This is a genomic window from Hymenobacter sp. DG25B, assembly GCF_000801315.1.
Lineage (GTDB): Bacteria > Bacteroidota > Bacteroidia > Cytophagales > Hymenobacteraceae > Hymenobacter.
The window spans coordinates 1,744,432-1,763,808 of the sequence record NZ_CP010054.1 but is presented as its reverse complement, the minus strand read 5'-3'; the positions used below and the strand labels follow the sequence as shown (position 1 = coordinate 1,763,808).

Here is a 19,377-nt window from a genome sequence, read left to right as displayed (position 1 = left end):
GTGTGTCTACTATGCGCTGTAGCCTGATTATCTAGCCGGCTACCTCTTCTACCCTACTTCCTGACCAGCCCCATGTGCCCCGCTAAACCGGGGCTTAGGATTCTCTTGTGCCTATGGCACAATGGGGTAGAAATCTATTGCTACTTCTAAACCTATTGCCCCATGGAAACATCTGTAAACACAACTACTTGTTGTCGGCTATTTCATGCCTTTCGATTCTCCATTTTCATTCGATTTATTACCCGGTTAATCAATGGAAACGCCCGTAACGGCCTTCTTACCGCATTACCGCTTCAACCTCTCCTGATCAGTATTTTCTGCTTTACCATTTCGTCTGCCTGGGCCCAAACCAGCAATGCTATTGTTACCGAAAACAGCAAGCCGGGCAACCCCGCATCAGAATGGCAGATTCAGGGGGCGGGTGATTTATCCATTCAGGGCTTTGCTACCGATATCAGCTATAATAAAGGCGAGCTGGCCCATTTTAAGGTAAAAACCGATGCCAGCAGCTATACCATAAAGATCTATCGGCTAGGCTATTACCAGGGCAATGGTGCGCGACTGCAAGGCACCGTAGCGGTATCTGCCGCTCAAACCCAACCACTCTGCATTACTGACCCAAACACGGGTCTGCTGGACTGCGGCAACTGGGCGGAGTCGGCTAGCTGGCAGATTCCGAGTGACGCTGTTTCCGGAATATATATTGCCAGGCTCGCCCGCACAGATAACGGCGGCGCTAGCCATATTGTGTTTATTGTGCGGGATGATGCCAGCACCTCTGATCTGCTATTTCAGACTTCTGATGCCACCTGGCAGGCCTATAATGTGTACGGCGACAACGACAATGGCAGGAGCCTCTATACGGGCGTTGCAGGACTCAAGGCATCTAAGGTAAGCTATAATAGGCCCTTCTACACTCGTTCCGGTGGTGGCGGTGGTGAGAATGAGGACTGGTTATTCAATGCAGAATATCCTATGCTCCGATTTCTGGAAAAGAACGGCTATAATGTTACCTATACAACCAACATAGATACCGAACGGAGAGGTAGTCTGATTTTAAATCACAAGGTATTCATGTCTGTTGGCCACGATGAATATTGGTCGAAAGGCATGCGGGATAACGTAACGGCAGCCCGCGATGCCGGCAAGCATTTAGCTTTCTTCAGTGGTAATGAAGTATACTGGAAAACCCGCTGGGAAAAAGGCCTGGGCACCTCTGCCGACGATTACCGCACGTTAGTCTGCTATAAAGAAGGAACCGCAGGTGAAAACCAATGTAATGGAAAATGTGACCCTAGTACTGAATGGACTGGCCTGTGGCGGAGCGGATGTGAGTTTCCTGGTTCTGGCGCTTGCGACCCTGAAAACGCCTTATCGGGGCAGATAAGCTGGGAAGGCTTCAATACAGCCCTTCAAGTCCCTGACACTTATAAAAACTTACGCTTTTGGCGTAATACCAGCGTTGCCACTCTTCCTGCCGGACAGAGCCGGACCTTCACGCCTAATACTGTGGGATACGAGTGGAATCCGGAGAACGAAACCTATCGGGCCTCCTATCCCGCCGGCCGGATTATACTTTCCCGGACTGAACTCAATGGTAAGACCCACCATGTTTCGCTCTATAAGCACAGCAGCGGGGCTTTGGTGTTCGGCGCAGGTACGGTACAATGGTCTTGGGGGCTGGATAGTGAACATGACCGGGGCAATGACCCTGCCAGCCCAGACATGCAACAAGCTACTGTTAACCTGCTTGCTGATATGGGAACGCAGCCAGCTTCCCGCCAAACAGATCTGGTAGCGGCAACGGCTTCTACCGATGTTCAGGCTCCTACCCTTACCATCACCTCGCCTAATAGCGGGGCTAGTTTACCAGGAGGACAATCTGTAACCATAACCGGCACAGCATCGGACGCCAATACGGGGGCTGGGGTTGTGGCTGGGGTGGAAGTCTCCACTGATAACGGCGGTACCTGGCGCCTGGCGGCTGGCACTACTAGCTGGAGCTTTGCCTGGACGCCTTCTACTCAAGGCACTGCTACTATACAGTGTCGGGCTTTCGATGACTCTGGTAATTTGAGCTCAGTAGATACCAGAAGTGTTACAACTACCGCTCAGGCCTGTCCATGTACGGTCTTCCAGTCATCAGAGGCCCCATCGGGACAGCTTATTGGTGGTGGCGCAGGCCAGGGGCCCGTTTTGCTAGGCATGAAATTTCGGGCCGAAACTGATGGCTATATTACTGGAGTGCGGTTCTACAAGCAGACTGGCAATACCGGTACGCATATAGGACAATTATATAGTGGGGACGGCGCTCTGCTGGCTACAGCTAATTTTACTAATGAAACCGCTTCTGGGTGGCAAGAAGTTACCTTTTCCGCCCCTGTAGCAATTGCTGCCAACACTACTTATATCACTGCTTACCATAGTAGTGGCGGTTTTTACTCGTTTACCAATCCCTACTTTAATGTTGCTAAAGTTAATGGGCCCTTAAGGGGGTTGGCTTACGGCGAGGATGGTCCTCAAGCAGTATTCAATTACGGGTCTACACCCGCATTCCCCAGTTCGAATTTTGAAACTAGTAATTATTGGGTTGATGCGGTATTTGATACGTCGTTGGGCACTGATGATATACCTCCAACGGTCACGTCAATTACGCCCAGTAATAATTCGATAGACTTTAATATTAATAATAATATCACCGTCACCTTTAGTGAAGCTATTAGCTCTTCTTCCTTAACCAATGCGACCTTCAGGCTGCTTGATGGGAACACGGCATTACAGGCTACTCTGACCTATGACGCTCCAAGCCGCACTGCTACCCTTAATCCGTTAGCAGCTTTAGCTTATTCCACTACTTACACAGTAGAAGTAATAGGCGGCAGCACTGACCCTCGCATTAAGGATTTATCTGGCAATGGGTTAGCTACCACCACTACTTGGTCATTTACCACGCGCCCTTCACCACCACCCGTCGCTAACCCTAATGATGGCCCCGGTGGACCCATCCTCGTAATAAGTGCCTCCAGCAATCCATTCAGTAGGTATGCAGTAGAGATTTTGCGTGCTGAGGGATTCAATGAGTTTGCCGCGAAGGATATTTCAGAGATAAGTGCGAATCCTGGATTACTTGACGCATACGATGTTATCATTCTGGGAGAAGTGCCCGTTACAGACGCCAATGTCACTTCTTTGACCTCTTGGGTGAATGCCGGCGGTACTTTGGTCTCTTTCAAGCCAGCGCCCGCCCTAGCCCCTTTACTAGGTATTACCCCCACAGGCGGGGCTCTGTCTGATCAATATCTGCTAGTAAATACGAGTAGTGGACCCGGTGTTGGTATAGTTAACGAAACTATTCAGTTCCACGGAACGGCTGACGGGTATGCCTTAAATGGAGCTACTGCTCTAGCTACCCTATACTCCAGTGCCAGTACCGCAACCAGCAATCCAGCGGTAACCAGCAGAAATGTTGGAACAAATGGGGGAAAAGCAATTGCTTTTACCTATGATTTGGCCCGCTCAATTGTGTATACGCGTCAGGGAAATCCTGCCTGGGCCGGGCAAAAACGGGATGGTCAGGCAGATCCTATTCGCTCAGATGATATGTTTTTCCCTGACTGGGTGAATCTTGATAAAGTAGCCATCCCTCAGGCAGATGAGCAGCAACGCCTGCTGGCCAATATTATCCTGCAAGGTAATATGCACAAGAAACCCTTACCTCGTTTTTGGTACCTGCCACGAGGTTTAAAGGCAGCTATAGTCATGACAGGTGATGACCACGGTGTAGGCGGCACAAAGGGTAGATTTGACCAATATATATCCTTGAGCACTTCTAATACGGCTGAAGCTGTAGCTAATTGGACAGCCATACGGAGTACATCCTATATATACCCTAATACTCCGATTACAAATGCCCAAGCCATGGCGTATGAAGCGCAGGGTTTCGAAATCGGGCTTCACGTGAATACCAATAGCCAAACTTGGACGCCTGAAACGTTAAGAGGGTTCTTTAGTACCCAATTAGCGGATTTAGCTGCCAATTTCCCGGGCATTACCCCACCGGTTACGAACCGCACTCACAGTATTTCTTGGAGCGATTGGTCTACTGAACCTGTCGTAGAATTGGAGAATGGGATTCGTTTGGATGCTAATTATTACTACTGGCCCGGCGCGTGGGTCAAGGACCGGCCTGGCATGTTCACCGGCTCTGGTATTCCCATGCGTTTTGCAGATCTGAATGGGAATCTCATCGACGTATATCAGGCGGCTACTCAGCTAACGGATGAATCGGAAATCACTTATTCTACTCACATTAATACACTGCTGGATAATGCCATAGGCTCCAAAGGATTTTACGGGGTGTTTACCGCTAACATGCACACCGATATCAATGGAGAGAATAGCACCAATGGGTCAAATATCATTATTACTGCGGCTAAACAAAGACAGGTTCCGGTAATCTCGGCTAGGCAGATGTTGACATGGCTGGATGGCCGGAATAACTCCTCCTTCGGCGCGATGACCTGGAGCAACAACTCCTTAAATTTTAGTATTGCAACGGCAGAAGGGTCGCTGAATATGCGGGCCATGCTACCCATTAATGCCGCAGGGGGGCAATTAACTGGGTTGACAGTAAATGGCAGCTCCGTTACTTATACCTCTGAAATGGTTAAAGGCATGCAGTATGCCTTCTTCCCAGCCAACAGTGGCAACTATATAGCTACCTACGGCTCGGATACCGATCCACCACAAATTACGGGGGTAACAGTCACTCAACAGGCACCAGGTGCTATCATCACGTGGAATACTAATGAGGCTTCGGATTCCCGGGTTGATTATGGCACCGCGCCAGATCAATTAACCGAGTCAAAATCAGATGCTGCCTTCGTTAATAACCATAGCCTTACAATTAGTGGGCTAGCTCCTGGTACTACTTATTATTATCGGGTCCGGTCTACGGATGGGGCATCCAATACGATGCTTTTGCCTAATCCTCCGGCTGCTCCCTTAAGCTTTACCACACCTGCTGCGGCCTGCTTTATGGATCAGGGGCTGGCCAGCTTCAGTGCCGGCACGGCGGGGGCAGCTACCTCCGTGACAGCCAGTGGGGTGACGCTCAAGCCCCAGGTAGCCGAGGACTTTTCGGCCTTACCACCCACGAGCCAGTGGCAGAGTTTCTCCTGGGGTTTCGATGGCCCGGGCTCCAGCGCCGTCACCGATGGGCAGCTAGTCGTCAACGGGGCCCGCTTTGTCACTCAGCCCGCTAGCGCCACCTTCGGGCCCGGCACATCGGTCGAGTTCATGGCCACGTTCAATGCCGGCAATAATCAGCACGTAGGGTTTGGTGCTGGCGGGGATGAAGCGCCGGAGATGTTTAATACCGTTCCCTGGATTCTGATCAGCACCGGGGCGAACGGCGCCTCGGCAACCGGCTTATTGGCGCGGGTCCACAACGGCACAGAAGATCTGATTACCGCCCTGCCGGGCAACCTGATTGGCGCAGCGCACACTTACCGCATTGACTGGAAAGCCTCCAGCATTGACTTCTACGTGGATGGGGTGTTGGCACATACTCAGAACATCACCCTTACTACTCCAATGCGCGTGGGCGTGAGTGATGTTATGGCGGCCAGCCCCGGCATCAGTGTGGATTGGATTCGCATTACGCCTTACGCATCCTCCGGCAGCTTTACCTCCCGCATTTACGATGGCAGCACAGCCAAAACCTGGCAGGAAGCCACCTGGACGGCCGATACGCCCGCCGGCACCACGGTGCAGCTGTTCCAGCGGCAGGGGAATTCCACCAATCCGGAGGATGGCACCTGGACCCCGTTTACGGCCATTGCCAGCAGCGGCACGGTTATAGGCGGCACTTCCCGCTTCCTGCAGTACCGCGCCGATTTAGCCACTTCGAATCCCGCGGTTACACCTACCCTGCAGCGTATGGGCATTAATTGCGCCGAGGCCACTTGTGCCGACGTAGCATTTACTCCAACGGCCGGGGCGGTCCTGCCCAACGCTACCGTGGGTGCTTTCTACAGCCAGACCATTACCACCAGCCCGGAAGCCTACAATCTGGTGGCCAGCGGTTTGCCGGCCGGCCTCACGCTGGAGCCCGCTACCGGTTTACTGAGCGGTAAGGCCACCGCAGAAGCCACGGGCGCTGTTATCACCATTACAGCTACCAAGGGCAACTGCACGGCAGAGGCCACCTACACCCTCACGGTGCAGGCTGCCAACCAGCCGCCGGTCTTAGCAGCCATTGCGCCACAGTCGGTAGCAGCCCTCGCTACCCTGAGCTTCACAGCTACCGCTACGGATGCCGATACCGACGTCAGTTCGCTGCGCTTTAGCCTGGCCGGCACCGTACCGGACAAGGCCGTCATCGACGCCGAAACCGGGGTATTCAGCTGGACGCCCGTGCTGGAGCAGGTAGGCAGCCATACATTTAAGGTGATGGTTTCGGATGGTATTGCCAGCGGAGAGCAGGAACTGACGGTCACCGTTACCAGTCCCGCTCCCACGGATATCAGCCTCAGCAGCCAAAGCGTGGAAGAGAATAAGCCCACCGGCACGGTGGTAGGCAGCTTCAGCACGGCCTCGGCCAATGCGGCCCAGACCTACGCCTACTCTCTGATGGCGGGGGAGGGCGACTCGGGCAACGCCTCTTTCCAGATAGCCGGCAGCGACCTGCAGACGGCAGCCGGGTTTGATTTCGAGTCCAAGGCCTCCTACTCCATCCGGGTGCGCGCCACCAGCAGTGAAGCTGGTGGCCCCACCTTTGAAAAAGCGTTTACCATTGCGGTAAACGATGCGAACGAAGCACCGGTGATGACGGCTAATACCTTCAACGTAGCCGAAGGCACGGCTAATGGCGTTACCGTAGGTACCCTCTCGGCCACGGACCCCGATGCGAATCAGCTGCTGACGTACAGTATTACGGGTGGCAACACCAATAATGCCTTCATCATTGTGGGCGATGCGCTGGAGGTAAATAATAGCGCCGCGCTGGATTATGCCACTACTCCGTCCTTCTCGCTGACCGTGCAGGCTACCGACAGCGGCAACCCCGCCCTTAGTGCATCGGCAACTATAACGGTGAACGTGACGGATGTAAATGGAGCGCCTGTTATAGCGGATCAGAGCTTCTCCCTGGATGAGAACACCCGAATGAAACCTCCGTGGGTACGATAGTGGCTTCTGACCCGGATGCCAGCCAGCAGCTGAGCTACAGCATTACGGCGGGCAATGAAGCCGGGGCATTTAAGCTGGAGGGGAACGTGCTGAAAGTGGCCGACGCCGCGGTGCTGGACTATGAAACCACCAAGTCGTTTGTGCTAACTGTGCAGGCTACCGATAATGGCAATCCTGCCCTAAGCAGCTCGGCTACTATCTCCGTACCCCTGACACCGGTAAACGAAGCGCCCGTGTTGGCCAACGTGCCCACCTCGGCCGTCCAAATTCCGGAACAGGCCGCCTACACGTTCCAGGCCACCGCCACCGATCCTGAAAACGATGCTCTCACCTTCTCACTGGCCTGGGCGCCTACAGGAGCCATAATCAATGAAAGCACGGGCGAGTTCACCTGGACGCCAACCGAAGAACAGGGCGGCGCTACGTACAGCTTTACCGTGCGCGTCTCGGATGGTAAACTCACCTCGGAGCAGGCCATGAGCCTGCTGGTGGAAGAAGTAAGCTCAGCGCCGGTTCTCACGGGCGTGCCGGAAACGGCCACTATTAAGGAGCTGGCCACCTACAGCTTCCAGGCAGTGGGCAACGATGGCGACGGCGACGCATTAACCTTCTCGTTGCGTAATGCGCCGGACGGAGCCACCATCAGCGGCAGTGGCTTATTTGCCTGGAATCCTACGGAAGCTCAGGGCCCGGGTGAATACACCATTACCGTGCAGGTTTCTGATGGCAGCTCCACAGATGAGGCCACCGTGGTGCTCACGGTGGAGGAAGTAAACGCCGCCCCGGTACTAAGCGAAATAGCAGATGCTACCATACCGGAAATGGCGGAATACACCTTCACGGCCAGCGCTACCGACGCGGAGAATAGCCCGCTCACTTTCTCCCTGCTCGGGGCCCCAGCGGGTGCTACCATGCAGGCCGGCGTATTTAGCTGGACCCCGACCGAAGCCCAGGGACCTGGTTCCTATACCTTCTCGGTGCAGGTTTCGGATGGGGAATTAACCGATGTACAGGAGATTACCCTGACGGTAGAAGAAGTGGGCACTGAGCCAGTCCTTTCTGCAGTGCCGGCCTCGGTAACCATTCCGGAGCTGGCGGCCTATAACTTCACGGCGCAGGGCTACGATGGCGACGGCGACGCCCTCACCTACTCTCTGCTCAATGCGCCAACCGGAGCCAGTATTGGGGCCAGCAATGGCCTCTTTACCTGGACCCCCACCGAGGCGCAGGGTCCCGGCACCTATGACATCACCGTTCGGCTTACCGCAGGTGGTGCCTACGATGAAGCAGTGGTGCATATTGTGGTGGAAGAAGTCAATGAGGCACCCGTATTAGACCAGCTGGCAGATGCAACCATACCGGAGTTGATGGAATATACGTTTACGGCAGCGGCCACTGATGCGGAAAAAGATGCTCTCACCTTCGCCCTGCTCCGTGCTCCTTCCGGTGCTACCCTAAATGCAACTACAGGTGCCTTTGCCTGGACACCTACCGAAGAGCAGGGACCGGGCACGTACACTTTCCAGGTGCAGGTATCGGATGGCAGCTTAACCGATGAGCAGGAAATCACGCTCACTGTTACGGAAGTTGCAGCCCCCATTGTGCTGACGGGCGTACCAGCCGAGGCCACCATTCCGGAACTGACAACCTACAGCTTTACGGCCTCCGTCAGCAGTACTGAAACCAGCTCTATTGGAAGCTCTCCTTCAGAAGCGCCGGAGTATTCCCTGCAGAATGCTCCGGCCGGAGCCAGCATAAATGCCAGCAGCGGCGTATTTACTTGGATGCCTACCGCAACGCAGGGACCGGGGCAGTATACCTTCACCGTGAGCGTGGCAGTGGGCCAGATGACTGACTCTAAACAGGTTTCTCTGACGGTAGAAGATGTTGTCCTGCCACCTACCATTACCTCCTTTACGCCCACTGCAGGGCCGGTAGGTACGGTAGTTACCATTGCGGGCACCGGCCTGGCCAAAACCACGGCGGTATTCTTTAATAGCAGCAACGCCCGCTTCACCATCAGCAGTGATGCGCAGTTGGTAGCAACGGTACCGGCCGATGCTACTACCGGGGTTATTACGGTTGCGGCGCCATCCGGCACGGCTACCAGCAGGTCGGTCTTTACGGTTACGCCTACTATTTCCTCCTTCTCGCCGGCCTCCGGTCCGGTGGGTACGCAGGTCACCATTACGGGAACCAGCCTGCTGGGCGCCACCTCGGTGCAGTTCTTTAATGGAGTAGAGGCAACCGGGGTAGTAGTACAAAGCAGCACTACTATTCTGGCCACGGTTCCTGTGGGAGCCCGCACCGGTCAGCTTACCGTGAACACGCCTAATGGCAAGGTTAAGAGTGCTGATAAATTCACGGTAACAGCCCCTACCATTCCCCTGCCCATTATCAGCAGTTTCTCTCCTGCATCCGGCCCGGTGGGCACTACCGTCACCATTTTTGGCAGCAACTTCGATGGTGCTACTGCAGTAGCCTTTAATGGTACGCCTTGCGCAGGTATCATCTCCAACACGAGCACGGAGGTAGTGGTACAGGTTCCCACTGGAGCAACCAGCGGCACTATATCCGTAACAACTGAGCTTGGGGTGGTGGTCAGCAAAGACCGGTTTAAGGTAATTGTTGGCGCTCCTTCTACTGCACCTATTATTACCTCCTTCTCGCCGACCTCCGGTCCGGTGGGTACCCAGGTAATCATTATGGGTAGTAACCTGGGTAGCCAGATGGAGGATTTGGTATCGGTTGCCTTCAACGGAACTCCCTGCATTAAACCTGAATGGATTTCCGCCAGTCAGATTAAGGCTACGGTTCCTCCCGGGGCGCAAAGCGGCCAGATTACGGTGACTATCAAAACAGGGGCAGCCACCAGCAAAGACCGGTTTAGAGTAACCAAAGGAGTTTCTACTGTCAGCCTCTCCACGGGCCTGATTGGCGACCCGGATGCCGCCTCGCAAAGTGCGCTACAGCCCCTGCAGGTGTTCCCTAACCCTATTCAGGGCCAGGCACAGCTTAGCTTCTCACTGGCCAAAGACGAAAGCTTCACGCTGGATATCTATGACCTGAAGGGAAGCAAAGTACGCAGCCTCGGCCGCGGCACGGCCCAGGCCCGCCAGCTGACTACGGTGGAAGTAGACGCCCGCCTCCTGGAAGAAGGCGTCTACATTGTGCGCCTGGTTACGGGTTCCGCGGTGCAAACCACCCGCATTACAGTTCGGAAATAACCCGGGGATAACAAAAGCATCGACAGAAAATCAGCGTGACAGGCTGGTTTTCTGTCGATGCTTTTTTTGGTGAATCGCAGCCTTTTCGGCCCTTATAAGACAAAAGCTGCCCGCATAGCGCAAGCAGCTTTTTTTTAGTGGACCCATAGCTGTTCGCATACAATGGCTACAGAGGCTACGGACACAGCACCTAAAATGGCTGGCCGTTGGTAATGGAAGCACAATCCAGCGTGTCAGCCGCTCCCTGGCTTAATTGTGTCATACTTCATCCCGCTCCCGGAACGCCGCCAAGCAAGCTACCTCCCTGGCTGGCAGGTGCAGTTGCGTCAGCGCCTGGTCAGCAGGAAGTGCGTTGCTGAAAGTAACGGCTGCCTTATGACTGCAGCTACCAGGTAGTTGCCCCGGCTATGCTGGCAACCGCCAGAAAAGCCCGGTACTTCCAGCCGCTTCTACTCAGCATTTACTCGATGTGATATACAACAGGCCTCCCTATATCCGACGACTCTCTCCCCTTATGATTTAGAGCACTAAGGCGGGCAATTGCACAGATTTTTGATTGAAATATTCCGGAGTATAATCAGCAGCCAAACCTATAAAAGATGATTATATAACGATACCCTTAGCCAAAAAGAAAGCCCGCTTCAGCATAGAGGCGGGCTTTCTTTTTAGCTGAAGCGGAGCTCAAAACAGCCCCGATATGGCATTATCGAGCAGATATAGCCAGCTTCTCCAAGGCGGCTTTAAACTCCGGCGTGTCGTATTCAGCCATGCCATCGTGGCGGGCCGCTACCTGCCCGTTGGGGTCCAGAATCACCGTAGAAGGAATAGATGGTGAGTCGAAGGGCGCGGCCAGCGGGCCCGTGGGGAAATACACCGGGAAGGTAAAGCCGTGGCGCTTGAGCATGGCCTGGGCCTTGGCCGGGTTCTCATCCAGGGAAATCATCACGAAGGCCACCTTCCTGGGGTCCAGTTTTTTGTAGAGGGCATGAATGCCGGGCATCTCCGCCACGCAGGGCGGGCACCAGCTGGCCCACAGGTTCACGAACACCACCTTGCCCTTCAGGTCGCTCAGGTTGACGGTTTTCCCATCGAGCGTAGTCAAGGGCAGGTTGTGCGGGTACGCGGCGCCGCCCGTCGGCATAATGGGCGCGGCAGCCGGGGCCGTGGCAGCCGTCGGCGCATCCGCTTTCCACAGGCCGGTGGCCAGCAGCAGGCTTTGCAGCCCGCCCAACACGGGCGTGCGCAAAGGAGTAAACAGAACGAGGGCAAATAAAACCAGTGGCAGCCACTGGAGAAGGGTTTTACGATTCATGGTCAGGGGATTTAAAAGCGCAACAACAAACAAATGAAAAAACGTTCATATATCATACTCCGGCAGGCTTTACCTGGGCTACCGTAACGGGCTGTCCATCGGCGACCTGCTCCGGGGTTTCCCGCACCTGCTCGTCGCCAGGCTGCAGCGGTCCGGACACCACCGTGTCGCGGCTCAGTTGCTGGCCTTGCGCACCGGCACCCACCGTAGCCTTGCTGCACGCGCACTACCTGCGCCTGCTTCGGCACGTCAGGCGTGGCAAACACGGCCGAGGTCGGCACGGCGCGGGCATTCATTTCAATGGGCAGGGCCACCAGTACCTGGGCATACATGCCGGCTTTCAGGCGGCCATCGGCATTGGGCACGTTCAATTTCACCAGCTCTGAGCGCACGGCCGGGCTGGGTTCTGAGGAAAAGGCGGGGCGGCCCGGCAGGCGGGACAGGGGCAGCAGAGGGGCCGCGCAAGGCGGCGGGCCGGTCTGGGCATAAAAAAACCGGTTATCACCCCCACTAGCGGGGGCAATTAACCGGGTACACACCCGGCTCCATTACGCGTTTTCCTAAGAAAAGCGGACGGGCGGAGCCTTATTGGGGTGGTTGGCAAACGACTGCCCGGGGCCGGCATTCAGGCCGCGAGCAGGGTTAAGGGTGGGCTCGTTGGCAGGGAACAACAGCCCGAAATACAGATCCGGGAAGTCGCCGCCCAACACGAAGTCCAGGGGCAGCAGTTTGGCTTTGGCTACCTGCGCGGGCTCGGCCTGCGGGTCGGCCTGTACGGTCTGCAGCTTCTTTTTGCAAAGGCCCGTTTGAGACGGTTCCTGCTGGCTGGCATAGCCGGTTGCCGTTGCTAAGGCCCGGGCAGGCAGCGGCTGGCAATGCAGGTAAATACCTGCATAGAACAGCAACAGCAGATGGGCCAGCAAACGAGACATAGGCAACGGTAGTGGCTGCAAAGGTGCACACTTTTACCGGATAGCACCCAAGTCAAAGGCGCGCCAGCCCGTCCAGCGCGGCCAGAAACAACAGGGAGTTAATCGAAACCGTCCTGTTTAGAGCGTATTTGGGCATTGTCATGCTGCGCTGGTCGGAGCATGACAGAAACAACGTTGTTATGGAATCTCAAACACGCTCTAGGATAAGCCGGCGAGCCGGCTAAACCCACTTCCCAGGAATCAGCCGGTTACTTCGCCGCCACAACTTGCACCTTTGCCAGCGTGGGCGGGCTTAGGGTACCGCGCCGGCGCAGGCCGGCCTCCACCACTTCCGTTACGCCCTTGTCCAGCTTCCTGATATTCTCTCCCTTAGCGAAGGTGGTGTAGCGGTGAATGCCTCTGAGCATGCCGTTGTGGGTGACCACGCGGTAGCGGCGCTGCAGGTTTAGCGGCTGCCCGTTCACCTGCACTCCGCTCACCCGCTGGCCGATAGGCCGGTTCAGGTCGGCCGTCCAGTTCAGGCCACTGGTCTGCAGCAGGCCGCCCACCCGGGCCAGGTCGTTGCCGGGGTTCTGGTTGGTGGCGGTTTGCTCCAGTAGCTGGAGCACCTGCGCGCCGGTCAGCTCCAGCGTCACCACTTTGGAGGGGTGCGGCAGCAGGGTGTAGAGCATTTCGCGGGTGATGGGGCCCGGCTCCAGCGACACGCCGTAGCCCACGCCCGGCAGGAAAGCCAGCTCGGTGCCGGTGGCGTCGCGCAGCAGCTCGCCGGCCAGCTGGTCGAAGGGGCTGGCCGACTTATACTGCCGCCCAATGCGGCCGGTGGCCGTGGCCAGTACTTCTTCCAGCTGCGCTTTATGGGGCACCCGTAGCGAGTCCACCAGTTGCGCCATCTTCGTATCGGCGGGATATTCCTCAGTCCAGAGGGTGGGCGCGATGCCCTCCACGCTGGTCATCTTGCCCTCTTTTACCTGCACGGTGAGCTGGCCCAGCACGGCCGCGTCCGACAGGGCCTGCACTACCCACACGCTGCCCACCTGCCGGGGCGGCGTAATCCGGTCGTGGGAGTGCGCGCCCACAATCAGGTCGATACCCGGCACCTCGCGGGCCAGCAGCTCATCCACCTTCGTACCCTGATGCGAGAGTACTACCACCACATCGGCGCGGGCACGCAGGGCCGGCACATAGCGCCGGGCGGCCTCGATGCCGCTGCCAAACGTCAGCTCCCGGGTATTATCGGGGTTGCCGGTCTGGGCCGTGTTGTGGTAGGCCAGGGCCAGCACGCCTACGCGCACGCCGCCCACCGTAAATACCTCGGTCGGCTCGCCCAGAAATGGCTTGCCCGTCGCTTTTTCGAGCACGTTGGCCCCACGCAGCGGGAAGCGGGCCAGCTGCTGCAGCTCGCGGGTACGGGCCGTGCCGTAGTCGAAATCGTGGTTGCCCAGGGCCATAAACTGGTAGCCCAGCGCATTCATCAACTGAATGTTGGCCGCCCCTTGGGTGAGATTCCCCAGCAGATCGTCGCTGAACGTGTCGCCCCCATCCAGCAGCAGTACGTGGTCGGCGCCGCGCTCCTGCCGCACCCGGGCTACGGCTGTGGCCAGGTGGGCAAAGCCGCCCACCTGGCCGGCGCGCTCAAACGAGGAAGGACTGCGGTCCGGGTCGCCGGTCTGGGCGGTGGCGTTGCCGGGGCTTACGCGGAAAGGCCGGTGCCGGCCGTGAATATCGTTGGTGTGCAGAATGGTGAACGAGCCGCTGGCCGCAGCGGCCGCCTGGCGGGAGTTGCCCTGACAGCTGCTCAGTCCCCAGGCGGCCGCCAGAGCAATACCGCTCAGCGCCAGCCAGCGCCACGTACCCAAAAAGCGGGTTAAAACGGTAAAAAAGCTAGTAGTTGGGGCGACTTGCATGAGGATGTAAAACATTTTGGAACCAAAGAGGAAGTCAAAGTTGTATACATGAACAAATGATCATACATTTGCAGCACCATATGACACCGACTACCACCTCCGCCGATCTGAACCTAACCACCGAGAAGATGGAAAAGGTAGCCTTTATCCTCAAGACCACGGCCCATCCCACCCGCATAGCCATTGTGCAGCTGCTGGCCAATCAGGAGAGCCTCTCGGTGACCGATATCAGCGAAAAGCTCAGCGTGGAACAGTCGCTGCTCTCCCACCACCTCACGGGCATGAAGCTGAAGGGTATCCTTAACTCCCACCGCGACGGTAAAAACATCTTCTACTCGTTGAAAATGCGCGAAGTGGTCGACGTGATTCAGTGCCTGGCCGGCTGTACATTCCTGTAAGGGAACCGGCCTTTTTTTGGCCAGTTACATGAACAATCTTTCATAAATACATACGTTCCCCTGTCTACTCATGTTGCACCTCTTCGGCTATTTCGCGGCTATATTCATCGGTCTTTCCCTGGGCATTATGGGGGGCGGCGGTTCCATCCTCACCGTGCCGGTGCTGGTGTATCTGATGGGCGTGAGCCCGGTGCTGAGCACGGCCTACTCGCTGTTCGTGGTGGGCTCCACTTCCGTGGTGGGCGCCTCGGGCTACTTCCGCAAGGGACTGGTCTCGGTGCCCACGGCGCTGGTTTTTTTGGCCACCTCGCTGGCGGCCGTGTTTATTACCCGCAAGCTGGTGATGCCTGCCATTCCGCATGAGCTGTTCACCGTCGGCCACGTGGTTTTTACCAAGGATCTGCTGGTATTGGTGGCCTTTGCCGTGCTCATGGTAGTGGCGGCAGTGTCTATGATCCGCAACCAGCAGGCCGAGGAAATTCTCACCGATGATCTGCACCATAAGCATACCATCAACTACCCGCTCATTCTTACCGTGGGGGCCATAGTGGGCCTGCTGACGGGGTTTGTAGGCGCCGGCGGTGGCTTTCTGATTATTCCCGCCCTGGTGCTGTTTGCCCGGCTGCCGATGAAAAAGGCCGTGGGCACTTCCCTGGTCATCATTGCCATCAACTCCCTGATTGGCTTTACCGGCGACCTGAGCGCGGGCACGGCCATCGACTGGATGTTCCTGGGCGGCTTTCTGGCCTTCGCCGTGGCTGGCATCGTGCTGGGCACGTACCTGGCCCGCTTTATTCCGGGCGCCAAGCTGAAGCCTGCTTTCGGCTGGTTTACCCTGGCTATGGGCACTTTTATTCTGCTGCGCGAGCTGGTATTCAGCCACTAAGCTTTTTTCGGCCAGTTTTTAACAAATTCCCTTCGTTTCCTACCTACCCATTTTTCCTGCGACTTTCCTCACCTTCCAACTACACCCGTTATGAAAATCGAACAGTTTGAAGACAAGGGCCTGGCCCATTTCTCCTACGCCATCCTCAGCGAGTGCGCCCGCGAAATTGTGCTGATTGACCCCGCCCGCGACCCCCAACCCTACTACGACTATGCCCAGGCAAACGACGCTAAAATCGTCAGCGTCATCGAAACCCATCCCCACGCCGATTTCGTGTCCTCGCACCTGGAAATTGCCCAGCGGACCGGCGCCACCATTCGGGTAAGCAAGCTGCTGGGAGCCGACTATGCTTTTGAAGCCTTCGACGAGGGCGACTCCTTCACCGTGGGCAAGCTCACCTTCCGCGCCCTGAATACGCCCGGCCACTCCCCCGACTCCATTAGCATCGTGCTCAGCCGCGAAGGTAAAGACGTGGCCGTGTTCACCGGCGACACGCTGTTCATTGGCGATGTAGGCCGCCCCGACCTGCGCGAGAAGGCCGGCAACATGACGGCCAAGCGCGAGGAGCTGGCCAAGCAGATGTACCACTCCCTGCGTGAAAAGCTGATGCCGCTGGCCGATGACGTGCTGGTGTACCCGGCGCACGGGGCGGGCAGCCTCTGCGGCAAGGCCCTGAGCGGGGCCAACAGCAGCACCATCGGGGCCGAGAAAATCGGCAACTATGCCCTGCGGCCCATGAGCGAGGAGGATTTCGTAAAAGAGCTGCTGGCCGATCAGCCCTTCATCCCCAAATACTTCGGCTATGATGTGGCCCTGAACAAGGCCGGCGCCCCGGCCTACGCCCCCAGCGTGCAGCAGGTAAAGCGCCTGGCCGGTTCGCCTTTGGAAAAAGACCTGGTGATAGTGGATACCCGTTCCGAAGCCGAGTTCAAGAAAGGCCACCTGGAAGGGGCCATCAACATCCAGCAGGGCGGCAAATTTGAAACCTGGTTGGGCTCGATTGTAGGCCCCGAGGAGAAGTTCTACCTCATTGCGGCCGATGAGGCCACGCTGGAAGACCTGATCCGGAAAACCGCCAAAATCGGCTACGAAGCCCTGATTGCCGGGGCCCTGGTGGGCACGCCCGCTATGGAGGCCACGCTCCCGCAGCTGGACGTGGACACCTTCCGCGACCAGCCCGAAGCCTATACCATCGTGGACATTCGCAACGCCCCGGAAACCAAAGCCGAGCCGCTGTTTGAAGGTGCGCTGAACATTCCGTTGCCTGAGCTGCGCGAGCGGGCGCAGGAAATTCCCACCGATAAGCCCATTGTGGTGCACTGCGCCGGTGGCTACCGCTCGGCGGCCGGCAGTAGCATTGTGGAAGCCGCCCTGCCCCAGGCTACGGTCTATGACCTGAGCGAGGCCGTGAAATCCTTCCAGACGGCTGCGGCCAGCCACTAATTACACTGGCAGAATACCGCCGCCCTGCCCCGGGTGGCGGTTGCCCCAGTTCATCCCCTTAACCCTACCCTGCCATGTTCGGTCTCTTTAATTCCGCTTCCAAAGCTTATCAAAACCTGAAGCCGGCCGAGTTTGCCGCCGGCCTGCGCCAGCCCGGCGCGGTGCTGCTGGACGTGCGCCGCCCCGACGAGTTTGCCGGCGGCCACCTACCCGGTGCCGTGAACATCGACGTCACCAGCCCGGACTTCGCCAAGCGCGTAGCCGCGCTGGATAAAGCCCGGCCCACCTTCGTGTATTGCCGCAGCGGGGCGCGTTCCGCTAATGCGGCCGGCCAGCTCACCGTGGCCGGCTTTACCACCGTTGCCAACCTGCTGGGGGGCGTAATGGACTGGCCCGAAACGCTGGTGCGCTAACCCTTTCCTCTACTTCGCTTAAGAACTTCTCTCATGCTTGATTTGATTCGCCAGCCCTGGCCCTGGTATGTGGCCGGCCCGCTCATCGGGCTGACTGTGCCGGCCCTGCTGCTCATCGGCAACAAAGCTCTGGGCATCAGCTCCTCGCTGCGCCACGTGTGCGCCGCCTGCGTGCCCGCCGGCATTCCCTTCCTGACCTATAACTGGCGAGCGGAAATCTGGAACCTGTTTTTTGTGCTGGGCATTGCCATCGGCGGCTTTATCGGCTACCAGCTGATGGGCCACGCCGATACCATTGCCATTTCCCCGGAAACCGTGCGCGACCTGAAAGCGCAGATGCACCTCACGGACTTCTCCGGCCTGCTGCCCCGGGAGCTGTTTGCCCTGGAGAACCTGACCAACTGGAAAGGCTGGGTTTTCCTGGTGCTGGGTGGCTTCCTCGTCGGCTTTGGCACGCGCTACGCCGGTGGCTGCACTTCAGGCCACGCTATTTCCGGCCTGTCTAACTTACAATGGGTGTCCCTGGTGGCCGTTATCGGCTTCTTTATTGGGGGCCTGCTGATGACCTGGGTGTTTTATCCCCTGATGTTTTAATCCGGCCCCGCTGATGAATGCTTCCTCCCCTGCCGCCGAGTTCTGGGACACCCGCTACGAAAGCGAGGCGTACGCCTACGGCACCGCGCCCAACAAGTACTTTCAGCAGCAGCTCGATAAGCTTACCCCCGGCCGCCTGCTGCTGCTGGCGGAGGGCGAGGGCCGCAACGCGGTGTACGCCGCCAGCCGGGGCTGGGAAGTAACGGCCGTGGACTTCAGCAACGAGGCCCGCGCCAAGGCCCAGCGCCTGGCCCTGGCCCAAGGCGTGCACGTGGACTACCACGTAGCCGACCTGACCGGCCTGAGCTGGCAGCAGCCCGCAGCCTATGATGCCATTGGGCTGATTTATGCCCACCTGCCGCCCCTGGCCCGCCCGGCGGTGCATGCCGCTGCGGCCCGCAGCCTGGCGCCGGGCGGCCACCTGATTCTGGAAGCCTTCAGCCTCCGGCAGCTGGGCCTGCCTTCGGGCGGCCCCCAGTCGGCGGCGCTGCTCTACGAACCCGCCGACCTGGCCCGGGATTTTGCCGAGCTGACGCTGCGGGAAAACCAGGAGCTGGGCGTGGTTCTCCATGAGGGCACCTTCCACGCCGGCCCGGCCCGCGTGGTACGCCTGCTGGCCACCCGGGCGTAAACCCTTCTTCTTCTATTACTACCTGACATGAAAAATCTGAAATACCTGGTGCTGGGCGTGTTGTTCGGCATCATTCTGACCAAGAGCGAAGTAGTGAGCTGGTGGCGCATTCAGGAGATGTTCCGCTTTCAGAGCTTCCACATGTACGGCATCATCGGCTCGGCCATTGTGGTGGCCATGATTTCCATTCAGCTAATCAAGCGCAACCATATCAAGAGCATCAACGGCGAGGAAATCAAGATTGCCGACAAAAAGTACAACCACGGCACCTGGATCGGGGGTATTATCTTCGGGCTGGGCTGGGCGCTGACCGGGGCCTGCCCCGGTCCGCTGTTCGCGCAGCTGGGTAGCGGCGTGGCCGGTGCCGCCGTGCTGATTCTGGCCGCCCTGGCCGGCACCTGGACCTACAGCGCCCTGCGCGAGCGGCTGCCCATGTAGCCGCCCCA

At 57.5% G+C, this 19,377-nt stretch carries 14 protein-coding genes and 1 pseudogene; 11 read left to right on the top strand and 4 right to left on the bottom strand.

Features of this window, described 5'->3' with window-relative positions; translation table 11 throughout:
* Window positions 1-162: 162 nt before the first annotated feature.
* From PK28_RS20905 to PK28_RS07535, 3 genes and pseudogenes are all read left to right on the top strand, one after another.
* Window positions 163-4,911 (top strand): annotated as a pseudogene (locus tag PK28_RS20905) (N,N-dimethylformamidase beta subunit family domain-containing protein); the annotation flags it as partial.
* A 126-nt stretch (window positions 4,912-5,037) separates the two neighbouring features.
* Entirely contained in the window at window positions 5,038-7,191 is a 2,154-nt protein-coding gene (locus PK28_RS20900; protein WP_052430539.1) for a cadherin domain-containing protein, read from the top strand.
* Window positions 7,191-10,418, top strand: a complete 3,228-nt coding sequence (locus PK28_RS07535) for a putative Ig domain-containing protein (protein ID WP_044513000.1) — start codon at window positions 7,191-7,193, stop codon at window positions 10,416-10,418. Before PK28_RS20900 ends, PK28_RS07535 begins: the two co-directional genes overlap by 1 nt.
* A gap of 703 nt (window positions 10,419-11,121) precedes the next feature.
* On the opposite strand, the gene PK28_RS07530 is transcribed toward PK28_RS07535, so the two are convergent.
* Together PK28_RS07530 and PK28_RS20400 are read right to left on the bottom strand one after the other, a co-directional pair.
* Window positions 11,122-11,730, bottom strand: coding sequence for a TlpA family protein disulfide reductase (locus PK28_RS07530; protein ID WP_044516547.1), 609 nt, complete (start codon window positions 11,728-11,730; stop codon window positions 11,122-11,124).
* Between the two features lie 52 nt (window positions 11,731-11,782).
* Window positions 11,783-11,935: a hypothetical protein gene (locus PK28_RS20400; RefSeq protein WP_156126296.1), complete on the bottom strand. Its 153-nt coding sequence runs from the start codon at window positions 11,933-11,935 to the stop codon at window positions 11,783-11,785.
* 7 nt (window positions 11,936-11,942) lie between these two features.
* Here PK28_RS20400 and PK28_RS20895 point away from each other — a divergent pair, with 7 nt between their 5' ends.
* Window positions 11,943-12,116: a hypothetical protein gene (locus PK28_RS20895; protein WP_156126295.1), complete on the top strand. Its 174-nt coding sequence runs from the start codon at window positions 11,943-11,945 to the stop codon at window positions 12,114-12,116.
* 174 nt (window positions 12,117-12,290) lie between these two features.
* On the opposite strand, the gene PK28_RS07525 is transcribed toward PK28_RS20895, so the two are convergent.
* The gene (locus PK28_RS07525) at window positions 12,291-12,662 is read right to left on the bottom strand and encodes a hypothetical protein (protein ID WP_156126294.1); all 372 of its coding nucleotides are present in this window, start codon (window positions 12,660-12,662) and stop codon (window positions 12,291-12,293) included.
* A gap of 248 nt (window positions 12,663-12,910) precedes the next feature.
* Window positions 12,911-14,566, bottom strand: a complete 1,656-nt coding sequence (locus tag PK28_RS07520) for a bifunctional metallophosphatase/5'-nucleotidase (RefSeq protein WP_197070492.1) — start codon at window positions 14,564-14,566, stop codon at window positions 12,911-12,913.
* Between the two features lie 80 nt (window positions 14,567-14,646).
* On the opposite strand from PK28_RS07520, the gene PK28_RS07515 reads away from it, so the two are divergent.
* From PK28_RS07515 to PK28_RS07485, 7 genes are all read left to right on the top strand, one after another.
* Window positions 14,647-14,964, top strand: coding sequence for an ArsR/SmtB family transcription factor (locus PK28_RS07515; RefSeq protein ID WP_044512997.1), 318 nt, complete (start codon window positions 14,647-14,649; stop codon window positions 14,962-14,964).
* Between the two features lie 70 nt (window positions 14,965-15,034).
* Window positions 15,035-15,850: a sulfite exporter TauE/SafE family protein gene (locus PK28_RS07510; RefSeq protein ID WP_044512994.1), complete on the top strand. Its 816-nt coding sequence runs from the start codon at window positions 15,035-15,037 to the stop codon at window positions 15,848-15,850.
* 90 nt (window positions 15,851-15,940) lie between these two features.
* Window positions 15,941-17,293: an MBL fold metallo-hydrolase gene (locus tag PK28_RS07505; RefSeq protein WP_044512992.1), complete on the top strand. Its 1,353-nt coding sequence runs from the start codon at window positions 15,941-15,943 to the stop codon at window positions 17,291-17,293.
* Window positions 17,294-17,367: 74 nt separating this feature from the next.
* Entirely contained in the window at window positions 17,368-17,706 is a 339-nt protein-coding gene (locus tag PK28_RS07500; protein ID WP_044512989.1) for a rhodanese-like domain-containing protein, read from the top strand.
* 33 nt (window positions 17,707-17,739) lie between these two features.
* On the top strand, window positions 17,740-18,300 hold the full coding sequence (locus PK28_RS07495; RefSeq protein ID WP_044512987.1) for a YeeE/YedE family protein: 561 nt from the start codon (window positions 17,740-17,742) through the stop codon (window positions 18,298-18,300).
* A gap of 13 nt (window positions 18,301-18,313) precedes the next feature.
* Entirely contained in the window at window positions 18,314-18,931 is a 618-nt protein-coding gene (locus PK28_RS07490; RefSeq protein WP_044512984.1) for a class I SAM-dependent methyltransferase, read from the top strand.
* Between the two features lie 27 nt (window positions 18,932-18,958).
* The gene (locus PK28_RS07485; RefSeq protein ID WP_044512982.1) at window positions 18,959-19,369 is read left to right on the top strand and encodes a DUF6691 family protein; all 411 of its coding nucleotides are present in this window, start codon (window positions 18,959-18,961) and stop codon (window positions 19,367-19,369) included.
* Window positions 19,370-19,377 lie beyond the last annotated feature (8 nt).